Here is an 18,824-nt window from a genome sequence, read left to right as displayed (position 1 = left end):
GAGGGGTGGGTCGGGGGCGGCGGGTCATCGGGCGACCGCCGTCGCGGACGGGACCGCGGCCCGGTTCTCGGCGAGATCGGCCTCGACCATGATCGTCGCGAGCTGTGCGGGCATGGTCTGCGCGGTCCAGCCGAGCTGGGTGCGGGCCTTCGAGGCGTCGCCGATGAGGGCGTCGACCTCGGTGGGCCGCAGGTAGGTCTCGTCGAACCGGACGTGGTCCTCCCAGTCCAGGTTCACGTGGTCGAAGCAGGAGCGGACCCACTGTTCGACGGTGGTCGCGGTGCCGGTGGCGAGCACGTAGTCGTCACCGTGGTCGGCCTGCAGCATCCGCCACATGCCCTCCACGTACTCCGGGGCGTAGCCCCAGTCGCGGACGGCGTCGAGGTTGCCGAGGTAGACGTGCTGCTCGAGCCCCAGCGCGATGCGGGCGGCGGCGCGGGCGATCTTGCGGGTCACGAACGTCTCGCCGCGGCGCGGGGACTCGTGGTTGAACAGGATCCCGTTGACGGCGAACATCCCGTGCGCCTCACGGTAGTTCCGCGCCATCCAATAGCCGTAGACCTTCGCCGCCCCATAAGGGCTGCGCGGGTAGAACGGCGTCTCCTCGGACTGCGGCGGCGGGGTCGCCCCGAACATCTCCGAGCTCGACGCCTGGTAGTAGCGGGTCTCGATCCCGACCATCCGGATCGCCTCGAGCAACCGGGCGGTGCCGACGCTGGTGGTGTTGCCGGTGTACTCCGGTTCGTCGAACGAGACGCGCACGTGGGACTGCGCGGCCAGGTGGTAGACCTCGTCGGGCCGGACCTTCTCGATCAGCGTCACCAGACGCGAGGCGTCGGTCAGGTCGCCGTAGTGCAGGACCAGACGCTGATCGGGATCGTGCGGATCCTGGTACAGGTGTTCGATCCGGCCGGTGTTGAAGGTCGAGGACCGGCGGATGATCCCGTGGACCTCGTATCCCTTCGACAGCAGCAGCTCGGCGAGGTACGAACCGTCCTGGCCGGTGATACCGGTGATCAACGCGCGCTTCATGCCGCAGCTCCCCACAGGTCGATGTCGTGCAGGCAGGTGGTCGTGAGCGGGTCGGAGCAGTCAGTCATGCGGTCACCTCTCGGCATTCGGGGCGGCCGTTGCTCTGAACAGAGCAACACGCTAAACAATGAAGTCACGCAGAGCGAGTCGTTGTACACAGAACGTGTCAGGTCGCCTCCTCGAGAGCGCGCGTCCCGCGCACCTGCTCGGAGGCCGGTGCGGGCGCCTGCGCGGGCACGGACGCGAACGGTGCGGTCGTCGGGCGCGCGTGGCCGGGGCGGCGGGACGACCGGCCCGCGGCCAGCCCCTCGACCCAGCCGACGTACGCGGCCCGGGCGGCGTCCTCGGACAGCGCGTCCCGCGCGAACAGCCGCCCGCGCAGGCCGGCCGCGGCCGCGCCCTCGCGGTCGACCCCGGTGCGCAGGACCGCGCGCAGGAGGTCCTCCGGCACGCCCGCCTCGATCCGGACCCCGCCCTCCGAGGCCCGGATCTCCGCGGCGGCGGCGGACCGGTCGCCGGTGGCGGCGACGACGGGCCGGCCGGCGGCGAAGTACGACGTGAGCTTCGAGGGCACGCACATCTCCTCGACGCCCGGCTTCTCGTTGAGCACCAGCACGTCGGCGGCGGCCATCGCGCGCTCGAACTGGCCGGAGGCCAGCGGGTCGAGGAACTGCAGGCGTTCGATGCCCGCTCCGTGCCGCTCGAGCCGGGCACGCTGGTTGCCGGTGCCCAGCAGGACGAAGCGCACGGCGGCGCCGGTGGCGTCGGCCAGGCGGGCGGCCTCGACGACGTTCTCCAGCCCCTGCTTCGCGCCCATGTTCCCCGCGTGCAGGGCGACGATCTCGTCGTCGCGCCAGCCGAGCTCGCGGCGTAGCCCGGCCAGCTCGTCGGGCCCGGCGTCGACCGGCGTGACGTGGCTCCAGTTGCGGATGGTCGTGATGCGGTCGCGGTCGACGCCGAGGTCGGCGAGCGACCGGGCGAAGCTCGCGTGGATGGCGACGACGCCGTCCGCGCGGCGCAGCAGGGTCCGCTCGAGCCGGCCCGCGGCACCGGCCGCCCGGCCGCCCAGGGCCTGTGCCTCGGCGATCGCGTAGCTGTAGAGGTCCTGCGGGACGACGCCGAGCGCGGCGCCGCGGGCCCGCCACCGCAGGGCGGCGCCGACGGTGAGCAGCGCCGGGCTGACGGCGAGCACGACGTCCGGGCGCCGGGTGCGGACCAGCCCCGCCCGGAGGGCGAACGCCGCCTCCATCGCGATGCGGCCGGCGCCGGTGGGGTCGGCGGGCACGGGGTGGTCGACCCGGGTGATGCGCACGTCGCCGTCCCGCTCGTGGAGCACGGCGCCCCGCAGGTTGCGGTAGGGCCGCGCGACCTCCCAGTGCGGGTAGTGCGGCAGCCCGGTGACGACGTGGACGTGGTGCCCGGCGTCGGCGAGGAAACGGGCCGTCCCGGTGGTGTAGGGCGCGATGCCGGTGGGCTCGGGGGCGTAGTTGAGGCCGAGGATCAGCACGTTCAGCGGCATGTCGGTGTCCTTCGGGGTCAGTACGCGCCGCGGCCGGTGACGACGGCGGTGACGGTGCGGGCGAGGATGTGGAGGTCGAGGCCGGGCGACCAGTTCTCGACGTAGCGCAGGTCGAGGCGGACGCTCTCGTCCCAGGACAGGTCCGAGCGGCCGGAGACCTGCCACAGGCCGGTCATGCCGGGCCGCACGAGCAGGCGCCGGCGGGCGTCGTCGGCGTACTCGACGACCTCGCGGGGCAGCGGCGGGCGGGGCCCGACCAGCGACATCGACCCGCCGAGCACATTGAACAGCTGCGGCAGCTCGTCGAGCGAGTAGCGGCGCAGGACGCTGCCGATGCGGGTCACCCGGGGGTCGCGCCGCATCTTGAACAGCGGGCCGGCCGCCTCGTTGGCGGCGTCGAGCGCGGCCTTGGTGCCCTCGGCGTCGGTGGCCATCGAGCGGAACTTGACCATCCGGAACGCGATGCCCTCGCGGCCCACCCGCTCCTGGTGGAAGAACACCGGGCCGCCGTCCTCGCGCTTGACCAGCAGCGCGATGGTCAGGAGCACCGGCGAGAGCAGCAGGACGGCGACGGCCGCCGCGAGCCGGTCGACGACGGCCTTGGACACCCGCGCCCAGCCCCGGAAGATCGGTTGGGTCAGCCGGATCATCGGGAGACCGTCGACCGGGGTCATGTGCAGGCGGGGGCCCGCGATCTCCATGAGGCCGGGGTCGACGACGAGGTCGAGGTCGGTGCCCTCGAGCTCCCACGCGAGGCGGTGGAGACGCCGGCCGGTCCAGCCCGGGGACGGCGTCACCGCGACGACCTCGGCGTCCACGCAGTGCGCGGCGTCGGAGACGTCGTCGAGCCCGCCGATCACCCGGACCCCGGCGACCTCGCCCGTGCCCGCGGGGGTGCAGGCGCCGACCACCGTCCAGCCGAACTCCGGGGCCCGCCGCGTCCGGGTGACGAGGTCGGCCACCGTCTCGTCCGACCCGACGACGAGGACCCCGGTGAGGCCGATCCCCCGCCGACGCCGGCGGTGCAACAGGGCGCGGGCGGCGGTGCGACCCACGAGGACGCCGACGACGGCGGCCGGGAGCACGACGAGCGTGTAGGGCTGGAGCCGGTAGTCGCGCAGGGCCACCTCGGTGAGGGCCAGCGCCAGCAGCGCGCCGCTCCCGGCCTGCAGGACGCGGGTGTACTCGAGGCCTCCCGAGGACACGACGATCGGGTGCCAGCACCGGCCCACCGCGAGGGCGGTGCCGAGCAGCGCGACCAGCCCGACGAGCAGGCCGACCGTCACCGCCGGGTGGGTCTCGGCGATCGTCGGCACGCAGGCGGCGGCGACGAGCCCGACGAGGGCGACGATCCCGAGGTCGAGCAGCAGGATCTTGTGGGCCCACGCCATCCGGGACCGGCGGACGTCGTCGACGCCCGCGACGCCGGTCTCGGCCACCAGCGGGTCGCCCGGGGCGATGCCCGCGACGGCCTCCAGGGACAACCCGTGGCGCCGGGGCGCCTCGACGGTCTCGTCCGTCCGGTCCCGCATGCTGGTCACCGCTGCTCACCTCGCCTCTCGCTGCTCTGCCGGTCGTGTCACCAGCAGGCATCGGCGGGCAGGCCAGGAGCGCTACTCCGAATGGAGCAGTCAGCCCTGACCGCAGCAGTGGCTACGGAGCGTGTGATCACCGTCCTCGTGACCGTGCCGTGATCTCGTCGCGGCATCCGACACCCGGCGCCCCTTCCCGACGTCGGGTCGGGCCCGCCGTGTCGCGGACGGGCGACGGATCACTCCGACGAGTGAACCGACGATCAGGAGACCTGACGTCGGGATCGCTTCAGTTGCGCGCGATTGTCTCGCGCGAACAACCCGGTCGGGTGAGGGTCGATCAGGGCGTGGTGGGCGGTGCGGGCGGTGCCGCGACCCGTCCGCTGGACGACACCAGGGCGATCGTCTGCCCCTGGATGCCCTGTCCCCCGCCCCCGCCGGGGGTCTGGCCGACGACCGTGCCCGCGGGCGAACGGTTGTCGACCTGCGAGGTGGTCACGACGAACCCGGCGGCCCGCAGTGCGGCGGCCGCCTGGTCCACCGGCTGCCCGATCTCCTGCGGCACCGCGATGCGGTTGCCGCCCGCCACGAACCGCGGGTCGGTGGCGGGCAGGGGCGCGACCGGCTGGCCGGCGAGCACCGTCGTCATCGCCTGGTAGTAGGTGGCCGCGGGCGTCTCGCCACCGAAGAGGTTGCCGGTGGCGCAGGAGGTCGGCGGGTTGCCGTTGCAGATCGGGCGCGGCGAGGACGAGTCGTCGAAGACGATCGACGCCCCGGACATCTGCGGGGTGGCCCCCACGAACGCCCCGGACTCCGAGACCTCGGTGGTCCCGGTCTTCGCCGCCGTCGGCCGGTTCCAGCCGGCCGCCACGGCGGAGGCCGCGGACGTGCCGCCGGGCTGGTCGTCCTTCGACATCCCCGTCATGAGGGTGTCGGCGAGCTGCGGCGGCAGCGCCTGGTGGCACGCCGTGGAGGGCAGCGAGACCGGCGCCCCGGAGGCGTCGCTCATCGACATGATCGGGTCCGGCGGGCACCAGGTGCCGTGCGAGGCGAGCGTGGCCCCGACGCTCGCGAGCTCCAGGGGGCTCGTCGGGGTCGGCCCGAGGGTGAACGACGCCTGGTTCTGCGCCTTCACGGTGTCGGCGATGGACGGGCCGCCGTTGGCCGTCGGCTTCGCGAGCGACGTCATGCCCATGTTCACGGCCATGTCGACCACCGGTGCGACGCCGGTCGTCTCCTCGAGCTTGACGAAGGCGGTGTTCGGCGACTGCGCGAGCGCGTCCTGCAGCGTCAGCTGCCCGGGGTAGTTGCCGTCGTTCGCGACGACGAAGCCCGGCGAGAGCGGGGAGGCGTACCCCGAGGGCGGGACCGGGATGACGTTCGAGATGCCCCCGCCGCCCAGCAGGTAGGTCGCCGAGGTGAAGATCTTGTAGACCGAGCCGGCGCCGAGGTTCTCCGGCTCGACCGGCAGGTCGTAGGTGGTCTGGCCCGCCGCGGCGTCCAGCCCGTACCCGCGGTTGGCGGCGAGCGCACGGACCGGGTGCGACGTGGCACCGGGCTGCACGATCGCGAGGGTGTCGGCCACGTGCGGCTGCGTCGGCGGCACCTTGGCGTCCACGGCCTGCTTCGCGGCGGCCATCGCCGCGGGGTCGAGCGTGGTGCGCACCGTGTAGCCCCCGGCGCGCAGCTGTTCGGGGGTGATGCCCTCCTGGTCGAGGTAGTCGAGCACGTAGCTGCAGAAGAACCCGTCGTCCCCGGCCCCGACGCAGCCGTTGGCGAGCCCGGTGAGCGGGGTCTGCACGCCGAGCGGGGACGCCGCGGCCGCGGCCGCCTGCTCCGGCGTGAGCTCACCCTGCTGGCGCATCTGGTCGATGACGACGTTGCGCCGCCCGGTGGCGGCCTGCGGGTGGTTCACCGGGTCGTAGGCCGTCGGGCTCTGCACCATCCCGGCCAGCAGCGCGGCCTCCGGCACGGTCAGCTTGTCGGGCGTGGTGTTGAAGTAGGTGCGCGCGGCCGCGGCGACGCCGTACGCCTGGTTCCCCAGGTACACGACGTTGAGGTAGCGGGTGAGGATCTCGTCCTTGGACAGCGAGTGGTCGAGCTGCTCGGCGACGCGGGCCTCGCGCAGCTTGCGCCCGAACGTGGCCTCGGTGGCCTTGAGCTGCTCGGCCGGGGTCTTCGCGGCGACGTACTCGTCGTAGTTCTTGACGTACTGCTCGGTGAGGGTCGAGGCGCCCTGCGTGGAGCCGCCGGTGCCGTTGTTCACCACCGCCCGCGCGATCGAGCGGGGGTCGAGACCGGACTCGGAGAAGAAGCGGCGGTCCTCGATGGCGACGATGGCCGCCTTCATCGTCACCGCGATCTGGTCGGAACGGACGATCTGACGATTCTGGTCATACAGGTACGCGATCGGCGCACCGTTCTCGTCGGTGATGGTGGTGATCGAGGGCATGTCGCCCCCGATCACGCCCGGGGCAGTGTCCTGCGCCCCCACGATGGCCTGACTGGACAGCAAGCCCAGGCCGCCCACCAGCGGGAACGCCAGCCCCGCCACGAGAATCCCGGCAATCACCGTGACGGCCAGCAGCCGCACCTTCGACGTCATCGACCCCAGACCCACTCATTCCGGACAATTCCCGACGACGGGCGGGACCCGCCGTCGGGAACGCATTCTCCCCGCTACCCGGAAAGACGCGGTGAGCAACTCACCATGTGACCGGGAGAGCATGGACGCCGTACACGACCATGGCGTCGCGGAAGGCGACGTCGTCGAGCGGCGTGTCCACCCGCAGACCCGGGAACCGGCGCAGCAGCGCCGGGTAGGCGATCTGGAGCTCGACGCGGGCGAGCTGCTGGCCGAGGCACTGGTGCACGCCGTGCCCGAAGGCGACGTGGTGGTTGGGGGTGCGGTCGACGTCGAGCGTGTCGGGGTCGGCGAAGACCTCGGGGTCGCGGTTCGCGATCTCACCCGCCGCGACCACGCCCTCCCCCGCCCGGATCGTCACGCCGCCCACCTCGACGTCCTCGGTCGCCACGCGGCGGCGCCCGAAGTGGGTCACGGTGAGCAGCCGCAGCAGCTCCTCCACCGCACCGGCGACGGACTCGCCGTCGCGCACCTTCGCCGCCTGCTCCGGGTCCTGCAGCAGCAGGAGGGTGCCGAGCGCGATCATGTTCGCGGTGGTCTCGTGCCCGGCGACGAGCAGCAGGAGACCCATCGAGGCAGCCTGGTGGCGGGTGATCTCGCCCGTGCGGACGTGGCGGACCGCGAGCCGGCCCAGGAGGTCGTCCTCCGCCCCCGACGCCTCACGCTCGGCGACGAGCGCGTCGAGGAAGTCGAGCAGGTCGTCGGACGCGGCGACCGAGTCCTCCACGCTCGAGCGCGTGTCCACCAGGGTGTGCGAGCGCGCCTGGAAGAACGCGTGGTCGGCGTACGGCACGCCGAGCATCCGGCAGATCACGAGGCTGGGCAGCGGCAGCGCGAACGCCTGGACGAGGTCGACCGGCTGCTCCCCGTCCGCCATCGCGTCGAGCAGGCCGTCGACGGCCTCGGTGATCATCGGACGCAGGGCCCGGATCGCCTTCACGCTGAACTCGCTGATCAGCATCTTGCGGAAGAACGCGTGCTGCGGGTCGTCCATCGCGATGAAGCTCGGGGCGTTCTTGCGGCGCGCGCCGACGCTCGCCGAGGTCGCGGGGTAGCCCGGGGTGAAGACGTCCGCGGAGAAGCGCTGGTCGGCGAGCACGGCCCGGACGTCGGCGTGCTTCGTGACCAGCCACGGGTGGCTGCCGTCCCAGATCGTCACCCGCCGGACGGGGTCCTGCTCCTGGATGGCGGTCAGCTCGCGCGGCGGGTCGAACGGGCACTGCCGCGCCATCGGGTAGTGCGGGTCCCCGGCCTCCGACGTGCCTGCCGCTCCGGTCTCCACGGTCGCCGTCATGACGTCAGCCTCCACGTGTTGGTTGCTGAGGCTAACGATATACCGGGTGGCGCCCGTGTGCAGGGGACGGCGTCGCGCGGCGCCGCGTCCACACCGGATGATCACTCGTTCAGCCGTACCGCCCGTCGAGGACCCCCGTTCGTGTCCCTCGACCCCGGCGCGCCGACCTCGTGGGATGTCAACGACCGCGCCGTCGGGGGGCGGGATCGACGGGGGTGTGCGGTGGCAGGGTCGTGCTCACGGTGCGGGGCGCCGCGGACGGACGACTGGGCGTTCTGCCGCTCGTGCGGCGCGGTCGACGTGCCCGCACCCCGGCAGGCGCCACCGGAGGCGCGCGCGCCGGCCGCGGTCGAGGCGGCGGCCCGGCACGGCTCGGGCGGCTCGGGCGCCGCGGAGAGCCCGGGCAGCGCGGCGGGCTCGGGCAGCGCAGCGGGCCCGGTCGGCGCGGGGGGCCCGGAGCCGATCGAGCCCGTCGACCCACCCTCCGGGCTCCTCCCGACGACGGGCCCCGCGTCCGGTCCCGTCGGGACGCCGCGGTCCGGGCCGCTGCCGTCGGCGGGCCGGGCCCCGCAGACCCCGCCGCGCCCGCTCCCCCGGCCCCGCCGGCCGGAGGGCGAGGGCCGCCCGGCCGCATGGCCGACCATCGAGCCCGCCCCGCGTCCGGCGCTCCGGCCCGAGCGGCCCGACGGGCCCGGGCAGCGCCCCGCCCAGCACCCCGCCGGCCGCGTCCGGGTCCCGCTGCACGACACCCCCGGTGCGGGGGTCCCGCGCGGCCCGGCCTCGGTGGCGCGCCCGACCGTGCGGGTCGGGTCGGTCGCCGACTGGGCCGTCGCGGCGCTCACGGCCCTGCTCGTCCTCGTGGTGCTGGCACTCCCCGGCGCCGTGCTCGCCGTGACGCTCGGCGCCGACGCAGGGGGTGGGTCGCCCCTGCTGCTCCTGCCGGTCGCGGTCGCCCTCGGGGTGGGCGGGTCGGTCGGTGTGACGGTCGCGCCGCTCGGGCTCGGGATCACGGTCGCCGCGACGCCGCTGCTCGTCACCGGCGTCGCGGTCGCCGCCGGCGCGGGCCTCGTCGTCACCCGTTCCCGACCGGCCGCCGAGGTGCCGCTGCAGGCCGCGCGGGCGCTCGCGCTGTTCCTCGCGGGCCTCGCCGCGGTGGCGCTGTCGGGCCGGGCGGGCGCGAGCGCCGGCCCGGGCGCCACGGCCGGGTCGCTCACGGTCGCGGTGGCGCCGACGCTGCTCGGCGGCCTCCTCTGGTTCGGCGGCGGGTTGGCCCTCGCGATCGCGTGGCGGCGACCCGACGCGCTGCCCGACGCCCTCCGGCGTCCCCGCGACCTCCTCGCGGGCCCCGTCGCCGGCCTCGGCGCGATCCTCGGGGCCTGCTGGCTCGCCGGCCTCGCGCTCGTGGTGGCGGCCGTCCTGTCCCGCTCCGGTGGCGCGGCCGTCCTCCCGGGCGGCGGGACCCTGCCCGCGGGCACCCCGCCGGTGGCCGCGGTGCTGCTCGTCGTCGTGTTCACGCCGTCCGCGCTGCTGGTGGCCCTCGCCGTGGCCCTGGGCGTCCCGCTGACCCCGCACACCCCGCTCGGCGACGGCGAGGTCGGGCTGGTGCACCTGCTCGGCGAGGGCCCGTCGTGGTGGCTCGCGCCGCTCGTGGCGGGGGTGGTGTGCACGCTCGGCGGGATGGTCGCCGCGCTGCACGCACCCGGCCCGGACGAGGCGGTCCGCCGCGGCTGGGCGCTCGGGCCCGGGCTGGCGGCGCTGCTCGCGGTGGCGGTGCCCGCGACCTCGGTCCTCGCCGGCCCCTTCGGCCTGCGCCTCGACCTCGCGACCGGCGTCGTGCTCGGCCTCGCCTGGGGGGCGGTCGGCGGCCTGCTCGGCGCGGTCGTGGCCCCCGGGCTGCCGCCGGGCCTGCGCGCGGGGCGGCTCGGGCCGGGCACGACGACGGCCGGACAGGTGGTCGGGGTCGCCGTGGTGGTCCTCTTCCTGGCCGCGGCCCTCGTCATCGGGTTCGCCACCGCAGCGCGACTCGGGTGATGGTTGCTCATCCGATCGGGTGATCTCGTTAACGACCGGATGCCGCAGTACGACCCTGGAGGTGAGCACGCTCCGTCCGGGGCGTCGTCGTGTGTCGGGGGAGACATCATGATGATCACCGCAGTTGCCGCCGTCGGAGCCACCGCGGGCGCCTGGCTGGTCGCGCCGTTCGTCGCGATGGCCCGCCGGGGCACGCTCGACGACCAGGCCCGCGCCGCCGCGCGCGCCGAGGCCGACCGCGCCGTCGCCGTCCGGCGGGCCCGCCGTCGGGAGGCGATCGTGGCCGCCGCGTCGGACCTGCCCGAGGTCTCGGTCCCCGCCCAGCGCAGCAGCGGGAGCGCGCAGGTCCTGCGCGTCTCCTGAGCCGTCACGGGCGGTGCAGCCGCACCGCCACCCCGTCGTCGCACGGCACGACGTCCTCGAGCCGGAACCCGCCGGGCAGCGGCAGTCCGCTGCCGGGCAGCGGGGGCAGGCGGGCGGGGAGCCGCCACCGTCGTCGACGGGACCGCAGGGCGACCGCCCGCAGCACGAGCCCCGCGTCGTCGACCTCGGGCCGCACCTCGAGCGCCACCGCCCGCGGCGCCCGGGACCAGCGGACGACCGGGGCGCCGTCGGTGAACCCGAGCCGCAGGGTCGCCCCCCGGCTCCGCGCGAGCAGGGCCTGCACGGTCGGCAACGGCACCGTGCCGGACACGGTCACCCCCGCCGGGTCGAGCGCGCCGGTGAGCCGCACGTCGAGCGTCGCGACGTGCACGTGTGCCCGCGGCACCACGAGGCCGGACCACTCGACGTCCGTCGCCTCCACCCGCACGTCGCGCACCCGCCCCGGACGCAGCAGCGAGCCGCCCGCGAAGGTCACCGACGCCAGGCGCAGGCGCACCGGGCCCGCCGCGGTGGGCAGCGTGAGCACCCGGTCGCGCGCCCCGGCGGCGACCGCCGCCCGCAGCAGGGCGAACCACGCGTCCGAGAGCACCCCCCGAGCGTCGCCCACGACCCCGGGCGCGACACGATCGGGTGGACGACGGCCTGCAACGGCCGGTGCCGGCCGCATGCTCGGATCATGGGGCCCGTCGACCGCCGCAGCGTCCTCGCCGCCGGGCTCGCCGTCGGCGCGCTCGGCCTCGGGGCGCTGCCCGCCGCGCCGCGGGGCGCGGCGACCGACTCCCCCGCGACCGCGGCTGCGGCGCGCGTCGCGGGCTGGACCGTCGTCACCGACCACGGCGCCGTCGGCGACGGCGCGTCGCGCCCCCTGTCGACGCGCTTCGCCACGCTCGACGACGCCCGCCGCGTCTACCCGGGCGCCGTCGACCTCGCCGACGAGCTCGACGGGGTCGCCATCCAGGCCGCCGCGGACGCCGGCCGCGCGGGCGTCTTCTACCCCGCCGGCACCTACCGGCACTCGCGCGCGATCGTCGTCCACTCCGGGCAGCGTCACCTGGGCGCGGGAAGCAACGGCGGGGTCCCGACGACGGCCCTGGTCAACCCCCGTCCGCGCGGCACCAACCTGGACTGGGCCCTCGCGCACAGCTTCCGCATCGGGGACATCCACCCGGTCGCGATGGAGGCCGACCGGGCGGGCGTCGGCTGGGCGGTGCGCACGCTCGCCCCGATCACCGCGGGCTCCCGGACGGTGCGGCTCACCGAACCGCTCGGGGACGCGGTGCTGCGGGTCGGCGACATCGTCAACGTCCGCTGTGACAACCCGCCCTTCGTCGACGGCGAGGGCCTCACCTACGACGCCGAGCAGTGGAACCGGGTGGTCGGGCTCTCCGGGTCGACCGTGACCCTCGAGCTGCCGGTCCCCTGGACGATCGTGGCCACGAGCAGCGACCCGACCGTGCTCGCCGGCCCCCGGCTGTGCGTCAACGCGGGCGCCGACTACTTCCTCGGCATCCCCTGGGAGATCGTCCAGGACGTCGAGGTCGGGCGGTTCGCGCTGGTCTCCGCCGGGTTCTCCGCCCGGAACGGCGTCTGGCGTGGCTGGTTCCACGACCTGCGGCTCGACTGCGAGAACATGCTCGGCATCAACGCGCTGGTCCTCTCGACCGTCGAGCGGGTGTCCGGCACGTGGCGCTCGCGCATGATCGAGCTCAAGCACGCCGGCCACTCCTCGACGCTGCGCGCGATCTCCGGCACCCAGGCCCCGATGCCGGCGGGCTCGGTCGGGATCCCCAGCACCGCGATCGACATCGGCGAGCAGTGCTACGACATGACCCTGACCGACATCACGGTGACCATCCCCGCCACCGATACCGTGCAGCGCCGGGCCCTCGAGGTCGGGTGCTCCGGAATCTCGGTGCAGGCCTCCCTGACCCACCTCGGCACCGGGGAGCAGATGTCGGTGTGGGCGGTCAAGGACTCGAACGGTCCCGCCCGGCCGCCGACGGACGTCTCGCTGGACCTCGTCGTCCGCACCCGCGGCGGTTACCCCCGCTACGGCGTCGTCGGCTATCCCGTCGACCGCACCTCGGACCCGGAGGGCGTCACGCTCACCCTCGACCAGCGCGCCGTGTCCGGCTCTCCCGCGGCCTCGTCGTTCTGGGTGGCCACCGCGCGCGACGTCCGGGTGACCGCCGTCGCCGGCGACCAGACGGTCGCGGTGTGGTCCCCGCCGGGTGCCGCGCCGACCGGCTGTGTCTCCCGCCGGGTCTGACCGATCTGTGGTGCCATGGGCGCCATGGAGCAGTGCCGGCAGTGCGGCGGGGGGCCGGTGCAGGGCGGGTGGTGCCGGACCTGCGGCATGCCCGCGGGCTCGCCCGTCCCGACGTCGGGTCCTGCCGCGGCTCCCGCGCGGGCGACCGGGACGCTCGTGACCTCCGAGCGTCCGGCAGGACCGCCGCCGGGCCGCGCCCAGGCGATGCCCGTGCTGCTGTGGGCCGCGATCGGGGCGCTCGCGCTGGGCGCCGTGCTGTGCCTGACCACGCTGATCGGGTCGCTCTCCGCCGCCGACGCCCTGTCCACCGACGAGCTGGCCGTGCTCGCGAGCCCCGCCGGCACCGCGTCCCCCGGCTTCGGTCTGGTCGGCACGGTGTGGCTGGGCCTCGCCGCCTGGTTCCTCGTGCTGGGGAGCCGTCCCGCCCGGGCGTTCACGCTGGTCGGCGCGGTGTTCGGCACGTGCGCCCTGGTGTCGGGCCTGCTCGTGGTCCCGCTGGCGGCCGCGGCGCTGCTCACCGTGGGCGCGGCCGTCGTGCTCGTGCTGGTCCCCGACGCCCGGGCCTGGTTCGCCGGGCCGTACGCCCGGCCGGTGCGCGGTCCGGTCTCGGTGCTGCTCGTGCGCACCGGCTCGCTGGGCGCCGCGATCGGCTGGCTGCTCACCGCCGTCGTCCTCGGCGTGATCGGGCTCGTGGCGCTCCTGGGCGGGCTGGTCACCGCCTCGCTGGGCGACGACTCCGAGATCGGCGCCGCCCTCGGCGGGCTCCTCGGCGTGATCGGCGGGTTCGTCCTCGTCGCCGCCGTGCTGAGCGCGGGCCTCGCCGCCCTCCTCCTCTGGGTCTTCGCCGCCCTCGCGCGCACACCGCCGCGCTCGGCCCGCGGCGCCCGGGTCACCGCGACCGTGCTCGCCGGCCTCGCGGGTCTCGGCGCGCTCGTCGCCTGGGACCGGTGGACGCTCCTCGGGCTCGCGGTCGCGGCCGTGGTGATCGGGGCGCTGTGGGTCCCCGACGACGCCCGACGGCACGTCGGCGACGCGCCGTGGCCCGCCGTCGGCCGGCTGGTCGAACGGGTGCACGCCCTCGGGCCCACGGCGTCGTCCTCGGCGCCCGCTGCGGCCGCCGGGTCCGGCGGGTCCGGCAGGTCCGGCGGGTCCGCCTGGTACGCCACGTCGGCCGACCCGCTCCCCACCACGCACGAGAGCGCCTGGTCGCGGCAGCCCCCGTCGGGAACGGCGGAGCTGGCCTGCGCGCTGTGCGGCACCCCGGTGCCCGCCGAGGCCTCCTTCTGCGGGACCTGCGGCGCGCGCGTGGGCGCCGCGGGCCCGCGCGGAGCATGATCGGTGCGGTGAGGCGTGCGGACCTGGTGCTCGAGGGTGGTGGGGTCAAGGGGATCGGCCTCGCCGGGGCGGTCGCGGCGGTGACCGACGCGGGGTACACCCCGCAGCGGATCTCCGGGACCTCGGCGGGGGCCCTCGTGGGCGCGATCGCCGCGGCGGGCGCCCGCGGCGACCGGCTGGGCGAGATCACCCGCCGGCTCGACTTCCGCGCCGTCGCCGACCGGCACGGCCTCGGCCGGCTGCCACTGGTCGGGCCGGGGCTGTCGCTGCTGACCGGCGCCGGCCTGTACGCGGGCGAGTACCTGCTCGAGTGGATCACCACCGAGCTCGCCGCGCTCGGCGTGCACACGTGGGCCGACCTGCGCCTCGACGACCCGGCCCTGCCGCCGCAGCAGCGCTACTCCCTCGTCGTGACCTGCTCGGACCTCACCCTCGGCCAGCTCGTCCGCCTGCCCTGGGACTACCGCGGCGTGTACGGGCTCGACCCGGACACCCAGCCGGTCGCCGAGGCCGTGCGGGCGTCGATGTCGATCCCGTTCCTGTTCCGCCCGACCACGCTGGTGCACGGCGCGGGCGGACTCTCCTCGACCCTGGTCGACGGCGGGCTGCTGTCGAACTTCCCGATCGACTCCCTCGACCGCACCGACGGCGCCGCGCCCGCGTGGCCCACGTTCGGGGTCACGATCACGACCCGGCCCGGCCTCGGGGACCGGGTGGCGCTCTACCGCGCCCCGCTCGACTCCTGGCCGCAGCCGGCCGCGCTGCGCCTGCTCGAGCAGCTCCTGACGACGATGGTGGTCGGTCGCGACCAGGCCTACCTGAACCGGCCGTGGGTCGCGGCCCGCACGATCCACGTCGACGCGGGCGGCGTCGGCCTGCTCGACTTCGGCATCAGCCGCAGCCGCACCGACGCCCTCTACCGGCGCGGGTACGACGCGGCCGCCGCCTTCCTGTCGGCGTTCGACTGGGACGCCTACCGCGAACGGTTCCGCAGCGACGCCGGGGTCAGCCGCTGATCACCGGGCGACCGGCTGGTCGTCGGTCCGGGGACCGAACACGCAGAGCGGCGCGAGCCACGGCTCCGGGTCGCCGTCCCAGTCCCACGCGCGCATCTGGTCGACGCTGCGGCGGCTGAACACGCCGCGGAAGAACTCCCACGGGCCGATCGTCACCGTGGCCGCCGGCCCGTCCCCCGTGCCCGCGGCCAGCTCACGGTCCCCTACCCGCACCGTCAGCGTGCCCGGGACCCGGAGCCCCTTGAGCCACCCGCCGCACAGCATCGTCGCGACCGGGCCCCACGACCCGATCGGCGGCACCTCGTCCCCGAGGGCCTCCACGACGTCGCCCTCGTGCACGAGCAGGTCGGCGCACGGCGGCGGGCCGACGGCGCGGCCGTTGAGGGCCTCCACCATGGGGTCGACGAGCGGCGCCCACTCCGCCAGCACGTCCTCGACCGGCACCCCGAGCCGCGCGTCGACGTGCCCGGCGGTCCACGCCTCGTCCGGCGGTCCGGAGAGCCGTCCCGCCACCGCGTCCGCGGCGAGGCCGGCGAGGTGCGACACCACCGCGTGCACCGTCCAGCCGGGGCAGGCGGGCACCGCGGTGCCGAGGGCGTCGGGGTCGAGGGCGGCGAGCGTGCGCAGCCGTGCGTCGAGGCGCGCGTGGGCGTCGCGGTAGGCGTCACCGAGGAGGACGGGCATACTGCGGACCCTAGGGCGATCACGCGCCGTCACAACCTGTGCGTATCGGGTGAACCTGCCCGGTGATCGCTCCCGAACGGGCGGTGACCGGGCGATGCTGGTCGGCGGAACCGGTCGGCGAGGCCGGTCCTCGGACGTCGGGGGACGGACGCAGGAGTCACGGACGCGATGACGGTGGACGCGGGTCCGGCGCACGCCCACCTGCTGCAGGTCGCCGAGAGCGACCACGCGCAGCGGGTCGGGACCGCTGCCTGGCTCGACCGGGAGCTCGCCTTCGGCGCCAAGGTCTTCTACAAGGGCTGGCTCGGCGACGACGGACGGATCGAGAAGCACTGGATCGCGGGGCCGCAGGCGACGGTGCGCACGCGGCGCGCCCTGGAGACGGGCCAGCTGGAGTTCATGGCGTTCCCGCACCTGATCGACCTCGTGGGCGGCACGGCCGAGGGGCTGCACCGGGTGCAGAGCGAGGAGCTGCACCGCGCCCTCGACGAGGGCTGGACGTCGGTGGCGATGACCCAGGAGTCGTCGCGCCGGCCGCTGGGCGACGCCGACGAGGTGGCGGTGTTCGCCCGGCAGGAGGGCGGCTACGACGCGCTCGCCGACCGCTTCCCGCTGCACGTGCTGTGCCAGCTCACCACGGCGGTGGAGAACGAGGCCGCCGTCGTGCACTCGCTCGGCATCCACCACCGCGGTGTGCTGGACGTCGGCTGGGGTGCCCGGGAGTCGTGCGGCCGCTGGCGCGTGTCCGGCGACCTCGACGCCCACGTCGCCCAGCGCTTCGGCGGGGCGTTGACGGGGGCGATGCGCCAGGCCCTCGCGGACGCCGAGGAGGGCACCGGTCGGAGCCCGGACCTGCACGTCGACCTGGCCGCGGTCGGGTTCGTCGACGTGGCCTGCGCCCAGCTGATGGTGCTCGCCGCCCGGTCGGCGCCGGCCGGTCAGCGGCTCGTGCTGCACGACCCGCCCCGGCTGCTGCGTCGCCTGCTCGACGCGCTCGAGCGGCCCGACTCCATCGTGCTGAGCGAGGGCGGGGCCGCGTGAGCCCGGGCGGGCCGGCGCTGCTGCACGCGGCGGTCGTCGCGGACGACCCCGACGAGCTCGTCCCGCTCTGCCTGCCCGTCGTCGACGCCGCGCTCGCCGTGGGCGCGCCGGTCGAGGTCGTGCTCGACCGGCGGGGCGCCCGCGCGTTCCGTGCGGCCCGCCCCGACGCCGGGCTGCAGCTGCCCTCCCCGGTCGACGTGGACGCGGCGACCCTCGGCCACCGGCTCGCGGACCGCGAGACGGGCGCCGTGGTGGTCGGTCGCGTCTGCGCCGACGCCGCCCCGCCCGACCGGCCCTTCGCCGAGGACGCCCTCACCGTGCTCCTCGCCGACCGGCCGCTGTCGGTCGTCTGCGTCTACGCGCCGGCCCAGGTCGAGGAGGCCCGTCGGACGCACCCCTGGCTGCTCACCGCCGGCGGCCCGGTCCTCTCCCCCGACCACACGCCGCCCGCGACGACGAGCCCGGTCCCCGCCGCGGTGCTCGGGTCGTCGGTGGACCGGGTGCCGGTGCCCGACGGGGCGGCGCTCGCGGCGCTGCGCCACCGGTTCGCGGCGGCCGTCCGCGACGCCGGGCTCGACGGCGAGCGCGCCGAGGCCGCCGTCCTCGCCGCCCACGAGGCGATGCTCCTGGCGTGCGGGGTCGACCTCGCGGGCCGCGCCGACCTGCCGCCCGGGGACCACACCCTCGACGTCCGGGTCAGCGCGGAGGCGGTCGTCGCGGAGTGCCGGGGCGTGCCCCGCGACCCGGGCGGGTCCGGCATGGCCGACCAGGACCCCCGCTTCGCCCACCTCGCCCGCTTCTGCGACCACGCGACCGCCCACGACGACCGACACGGCCGCACCGTCCGGGTCCTCACCGGCACGCGCTGATCTTCCGGCCGGGCCGCGCGCCTGCCACGATCGGGTGATCACGGCGGAGGGGGTCCGGGTGGGCGGACGCGGCGGGTGGCTCGTGCTCGCGTCGACCGCCGTCGGGCTCGCCGCGGCCGCGGTCGTCCTGCACGTCGACCCGCCCTCGTCCACGGCCGCCCTCGACCGGCCGGTGCTGGTCGCCCCCGGTGCCCCGCTCCCGGCGGCCCCCGGGCCGGACGTCCTCGCCGACGCGTCCGCCCTGCTGGGCGGCACCCCGACCCCCGCGGAACTGGCCGCGACGGCGAGCGTCGACCTCACCGACGGCGTGCTCGGCGTCCGCGCCCGCGCCGCGACGGCGGACGAGGCCGCCGTCGTCGCCCGCGCGCTCGCCACGGCCGCGGCGCGCCGGATCGCCCTGGCCACGGCCGACGGCCGCCCGGCCAACCGGCCCGCCGTCGTGATCGGCGAGGCGGAGCCTCGGGACGCCGGACCCTCGCCCCACCCCGGCACCGTCCTCGCGGCCGGGGCGCTGCTCGGGCTGCTGCCGGGCCTGCTCGCCGCCGGTCTGCGCCACCGCCGGGCCCGTCCCGACGCCGGGTCGGGTCGGCTCCCGCGGTCGGCCCGGGACCCCGTGGCCGTCACCCGGGGGACCGGGAACCGCCACGCCCGCCGGGTCGCGGCGACGATGCGGGTGGCGGGATCGGTGCGCGGGGGCCGGGTGATCGCGGTGGTCGAGTCCCCGGAGCGGGCGGCGGTGTCGGCGGCCGCGGAGGTCGCGACCGCGCTCGCCCGCGACGGCGCCCGCGTGCTGCTCGTCGAGGCCGGGCCGCGCTCGCCCTCCTCGCGGGTGCGCCGGGTCGCCGACCCCTCCCCCGGTGTCCGGGAGGTGATCGCGGGCGTCGCCGAGACCGACCGGGCGATCCGGGCGTGGGCGCGTGGCGGCATCGACGTGCTCCCGACCGGGCGCAGCGGCCCGCCCCTGGCCGACGACGACGTCGCCGCCGTGCTCGACCCGCTGCGCGACCGCTACGACCACGTCGTGCTCGACGCGCCGGGTCCGGCCGACCTCGTGATCACGGTGCGCGGGACGCGGGCCTCGGTGTCGGAGCCGAGCCACCCCGGACCATCCGGGTCACGACGACCCGGATGACCCGACGCGCTTCCGCTCGGAGACCGCGCGGCGACCCGGGGA

At 76.1% G+C, this 18,824-nt stretch carries 15 protein-coding genes; 8 read left to right on the top strand and 7 right to left on the bottom strand.

Annotated elements, in window-relative coordinates; all coding sequences use genetic code 11:
• Positions 1–24: 24 nt before the first annotated feature.
• The 5 genes from gmd to QSK00_RS07290 all read right to left on the bottom strand — a co-directional run bounded on the left by gmd (position 25) and on the right by QSK00_RS07290 (position 8,021).
• Positions 25–1,032 (bottom strand): GDP-mannose 4,6-dehydratase, encoded by a 1,008-nt coding sequence (gmd, locus tag QSK00_RS07310; RefSeq protein WP_285589049.1) that lies wholly within the window; start codon positions 1,030–1,032, stop codon positions 25–27.
• 166 nt (positions 1,033–1,198) lie between these two features.
• Positions 1,199–2,551: a glycosyltransferase family 4 protein gene (locus QSK00_RS07305; RefSeq protein ID WP_285589047.1), complete on the bottom strand. Its 1,353-nt coding sequence runs from the start codon at positions 2,549–2,551 to the stop codon at positions 1,199–1,201.
• 17 nt (positions 2,552–2,568) lie between these two features.
• On the bottom strand, positions 2,569–4,083 hold the full coding sequence (locus tag QSK00_RS07300; RefSeq protein WP_285589519.1) for a sugar transferase: 1,515 nt from the start codon (positions 4,081–4,083) through the stop codon (positions 2,569–2,571).
• A 340-nt stretch (positions 4,084–4,423) separates the two neighbouring features.
• Positions 4,424–6,688: a transglycosylase domain-containing protein gene (locus QSK00_RS07295; RefSeq protein WP_285589045.1), complete on the bottom strand. Its 2,265-nt coding sequence runs from the start codon at positions 6,686–6,688 to the stop codon at positions 4,424–4,426.
• A gap of 100 nt (positions 6,689–6,788) precedes the next feature.
• Positions 6,789–8,021: a cytochrome P450 gene (locus tag QSK00_RS07290; RefSeq protein WP_285589044.1), complete on the bottom strand. Its 1,233-nt coding sequence runs from the start codon at positions 8,019–8,021 to the stop codon at positions 6,789–6,791.
• 300 nt (positions 8,022–8,321) lie between these two features.
• On the opposite strand from QSK00_RS07290, the gene QSK00_RS07285 reads away from it, so the two are divergent.
• Both QSK00_RS07285 and QSK00_RS07280 read left to right on the top strand, forming a co-directional pair.
• Positions 8,322–10,052 (top strand): hypothetical protein, encoded by a 1,731-nt coding sequence (locus QSK00_RS07285; RefSeq protein ID WP_285589042.1) that lies wholly within the window; start codon positions 8,322–8,324, stop codon positions 10,050–10,052.
• A 108-nt stretch (positions 10,053–10,160) separates the two neighbouring features.
• Positions 10,161–10,415 carry a hypothetical protein gene (locus QSK00_RS07280; RefSeq protein ID WP_285589040.1) on the top strand — a complete coding sequence of 85 codons (255 nt, stop codon included), beginning with the start codon at positions 10,161–10,163 and terminating at the stop codon, positions 10,413–10,415.
• A 4-nt stretch (positions 10,416–10,419) separates the two neighbouring features.
• Here QSK00_RS07280 and QSK00_RS07275 read toward each other — a convergent pair whose 3' ends face one another.
• Positions 10,420–11,025: a hypothetical protein gene (locus QSK00_RS07275; protein ID WP_285589038.1), complete on the bottom strand. Its 606-nt coding sequence runs from the start codon at positions 11,023–11,025 to the stop codon at positions 10,420–10,422.
• Between the two features lie 87 nt (positions 11,026–11,112).
• Between QSK00_RS07275 and QSK00_RS07270 the strand changes: the two genes are divergently transcribed.
• From QSK00_RS07270 to QSK00_RS07260, 3 genes are read left to right on the top strand one after another with little or no spacing between them, the layout of a single operon-like run.
• A complete protein-coding gene (locus QSK00_RS07270; RefSeq protein ID WP_285589036.1) occupies positions 11,113–12,705 on the top strand; it encodes a pectate lyase family protein in 1,593 nt (530 codons plus the stop codon).
• 24 nt (positions 12,706–12,729) lie between these two features.
• Positions 12,730–14,040 carry a zinc ribbon domain-containing protein gene (locus QSK00_RS07265; protein ID WP_285589035.1) on the top strand — a complete coding sequence of 437 codons (1,311 nt, stop codon included), beginning with the start codon at positions 12,730–12,732 and terminating at the stop codon, positions 14,038–14,040.
• Between the two features lie 8 nt (positions 14,041–14,048).
• Positions 14,049–15,056, top strand: a complete 1,008-nt coding sequence (locus QSK00_RS07260; RefSeq protein WP_285589032.1) for a patatin-like phospholipase family protein — start codon at positions 14,049–14,051, stop codon at positions 15,054–15,056.
• On the opposite strand, the gene QSK00_RS07255 is transcribed toward QSK00_RS07260, so the two are convergent.
• A complete protein-coding gene (locus tag QSK00_RS07255; protein ID WP_285589031.1) occupies positions 15,057–15,740 on the bottom strand; it encodes a maleylpyruvate isomerase N-terminal domain-containing protein in 684 nt (227 codons plus the stop codon).
• A 168-nt stretch (positions 15,741–15,908) separates the two neighbouring features.
• On the opposite strand from QSK00_RS07255, the gene QSK00_RS07250 reads away from it, so the two are divergent.
• From QSK00_RS07250 to QSK00_RS07240, 3 genes are read left to right on the top strand one after another with little or no spacing between them, the layout of a single operon-like run.
• Positions 15,909–16,781, top strand: coding sequence for an STAS domain-containing protein (locus QSK00_RS07250; RefSeq protein WP_285589029.1), 873 nt, complete (start codon positions 15,909–15,911; stop codon positions 16,779–16,781).
• Entirely contained in the window at positions 16,778–17,650 is an 873-nt protein-coding gene (locus QSK00_RS07245; protein WP_285589027.1) for an ATP-binding protein, read from the top strand. The genes QSK00_RS07250 and QSK00_RS07245 overlap by 4 nt, the downstream gene beginning before the upstream one ends.
• 34 nt (positions 17,651–17,684) lie before the next feature.
• A complete protein-coding gene (locus QSK00_RS07240; RefSeq protein WP_285589024.1) occupies positions 17,685–18,782 on the top strand; it encodes a P-loop NTPase family protein in 1,098 nt (365 codons plus the stop codon).
• Positions 18,783–18,824: the final 42 nt, after the last annotated feature.

The organism is Actinomycetospora sp. NBRC 106378 (assembly GCF_030269685.1).
GTDB lineage: Bacteria > Actinomycetota > Actinomycetes > Mycobacteriales > Pseudonocardiaceae > Actinomycetospora.
This window is presented reverse-complemented; position numbering and strand designations above follow the sequence as displayed.

Excerpts from the sequence above, each read along its gene's own strand:
- QSK00_RS07270 (WP_285589036.1), top strand. The coding sequence starts at position 11,113 with ATGGGGCCCGTCGACCGCCGCAGCGTCCTCGCCGCCGGGCTCGCCGTC.
- QSK00_RS07255 (WP_285589031.1), bottom strand. The coding sequence starts at position 15,740 with ATGCCCGTCCTCCTCGGTGACGCCTACCGCGACGCCCACGCGCGCCTC.
- QSK00_RS07265 (WP_285589035.1), top strand. The coding sequence starts at position 12,730 with ATGGAGCAGTGCCGGCAGTGCGGCGGGGGGCCGGTGCAGGGCGGGTGG.
- QSK00_RS07300 (WP_285589519.1), bottom strand. The coding sequence starts at position 4,083 with ATGCGGGACCGGACGGACGAGACCGTCGAGGCGCCCCGGCGCCACGGG.
- QSK00_RS07290 (WP_285589044.1), bottom strand. The coding sequence starts at position 8,021 with ATGACGGCGACCGTGGAGACCGGAGCGGCAGGCACGTCGGAGGCCGGG.
- gmd (WP_285589049.1), bottom strand. The coding sequence starts at position 1,032 with ATGAAGCGCGCGTTGATCACCGGTATCACCGGCCAGGACGGTTCGTAC.
- QSK00_RS07295 (WP_285589045.1), bottom strand. The coding sequence starts at position 6,688 with ATGACGTCGAAGGTGCGGCTGCTGGCCGTCACGGTGATTGCCGGGATT.
- QSK00_RS07250 (WP_285589029.1), top strand. The coding sequence starts at position 15,909 with ATGACGGTGGACGCGGGTCCGGCGCACGCCCACCTGCTGCAGGTCGCC.
- QSK00_RS07305 (WP_285589047.1), bottom strand. The coding sequence starts at position 2,551 with ATGCCGCTGAACGTGCTGATCCTCGGCCTCAACTACGCCCCCGAGCCC.
- QSK00_RS07280 (WP_285589040.1), top strand. The coding sequence starts at position 10,161 with ATGATGATCACCGCAGTTGCCGCCGTCGGAGCCACCGCGGGCGCCTGG.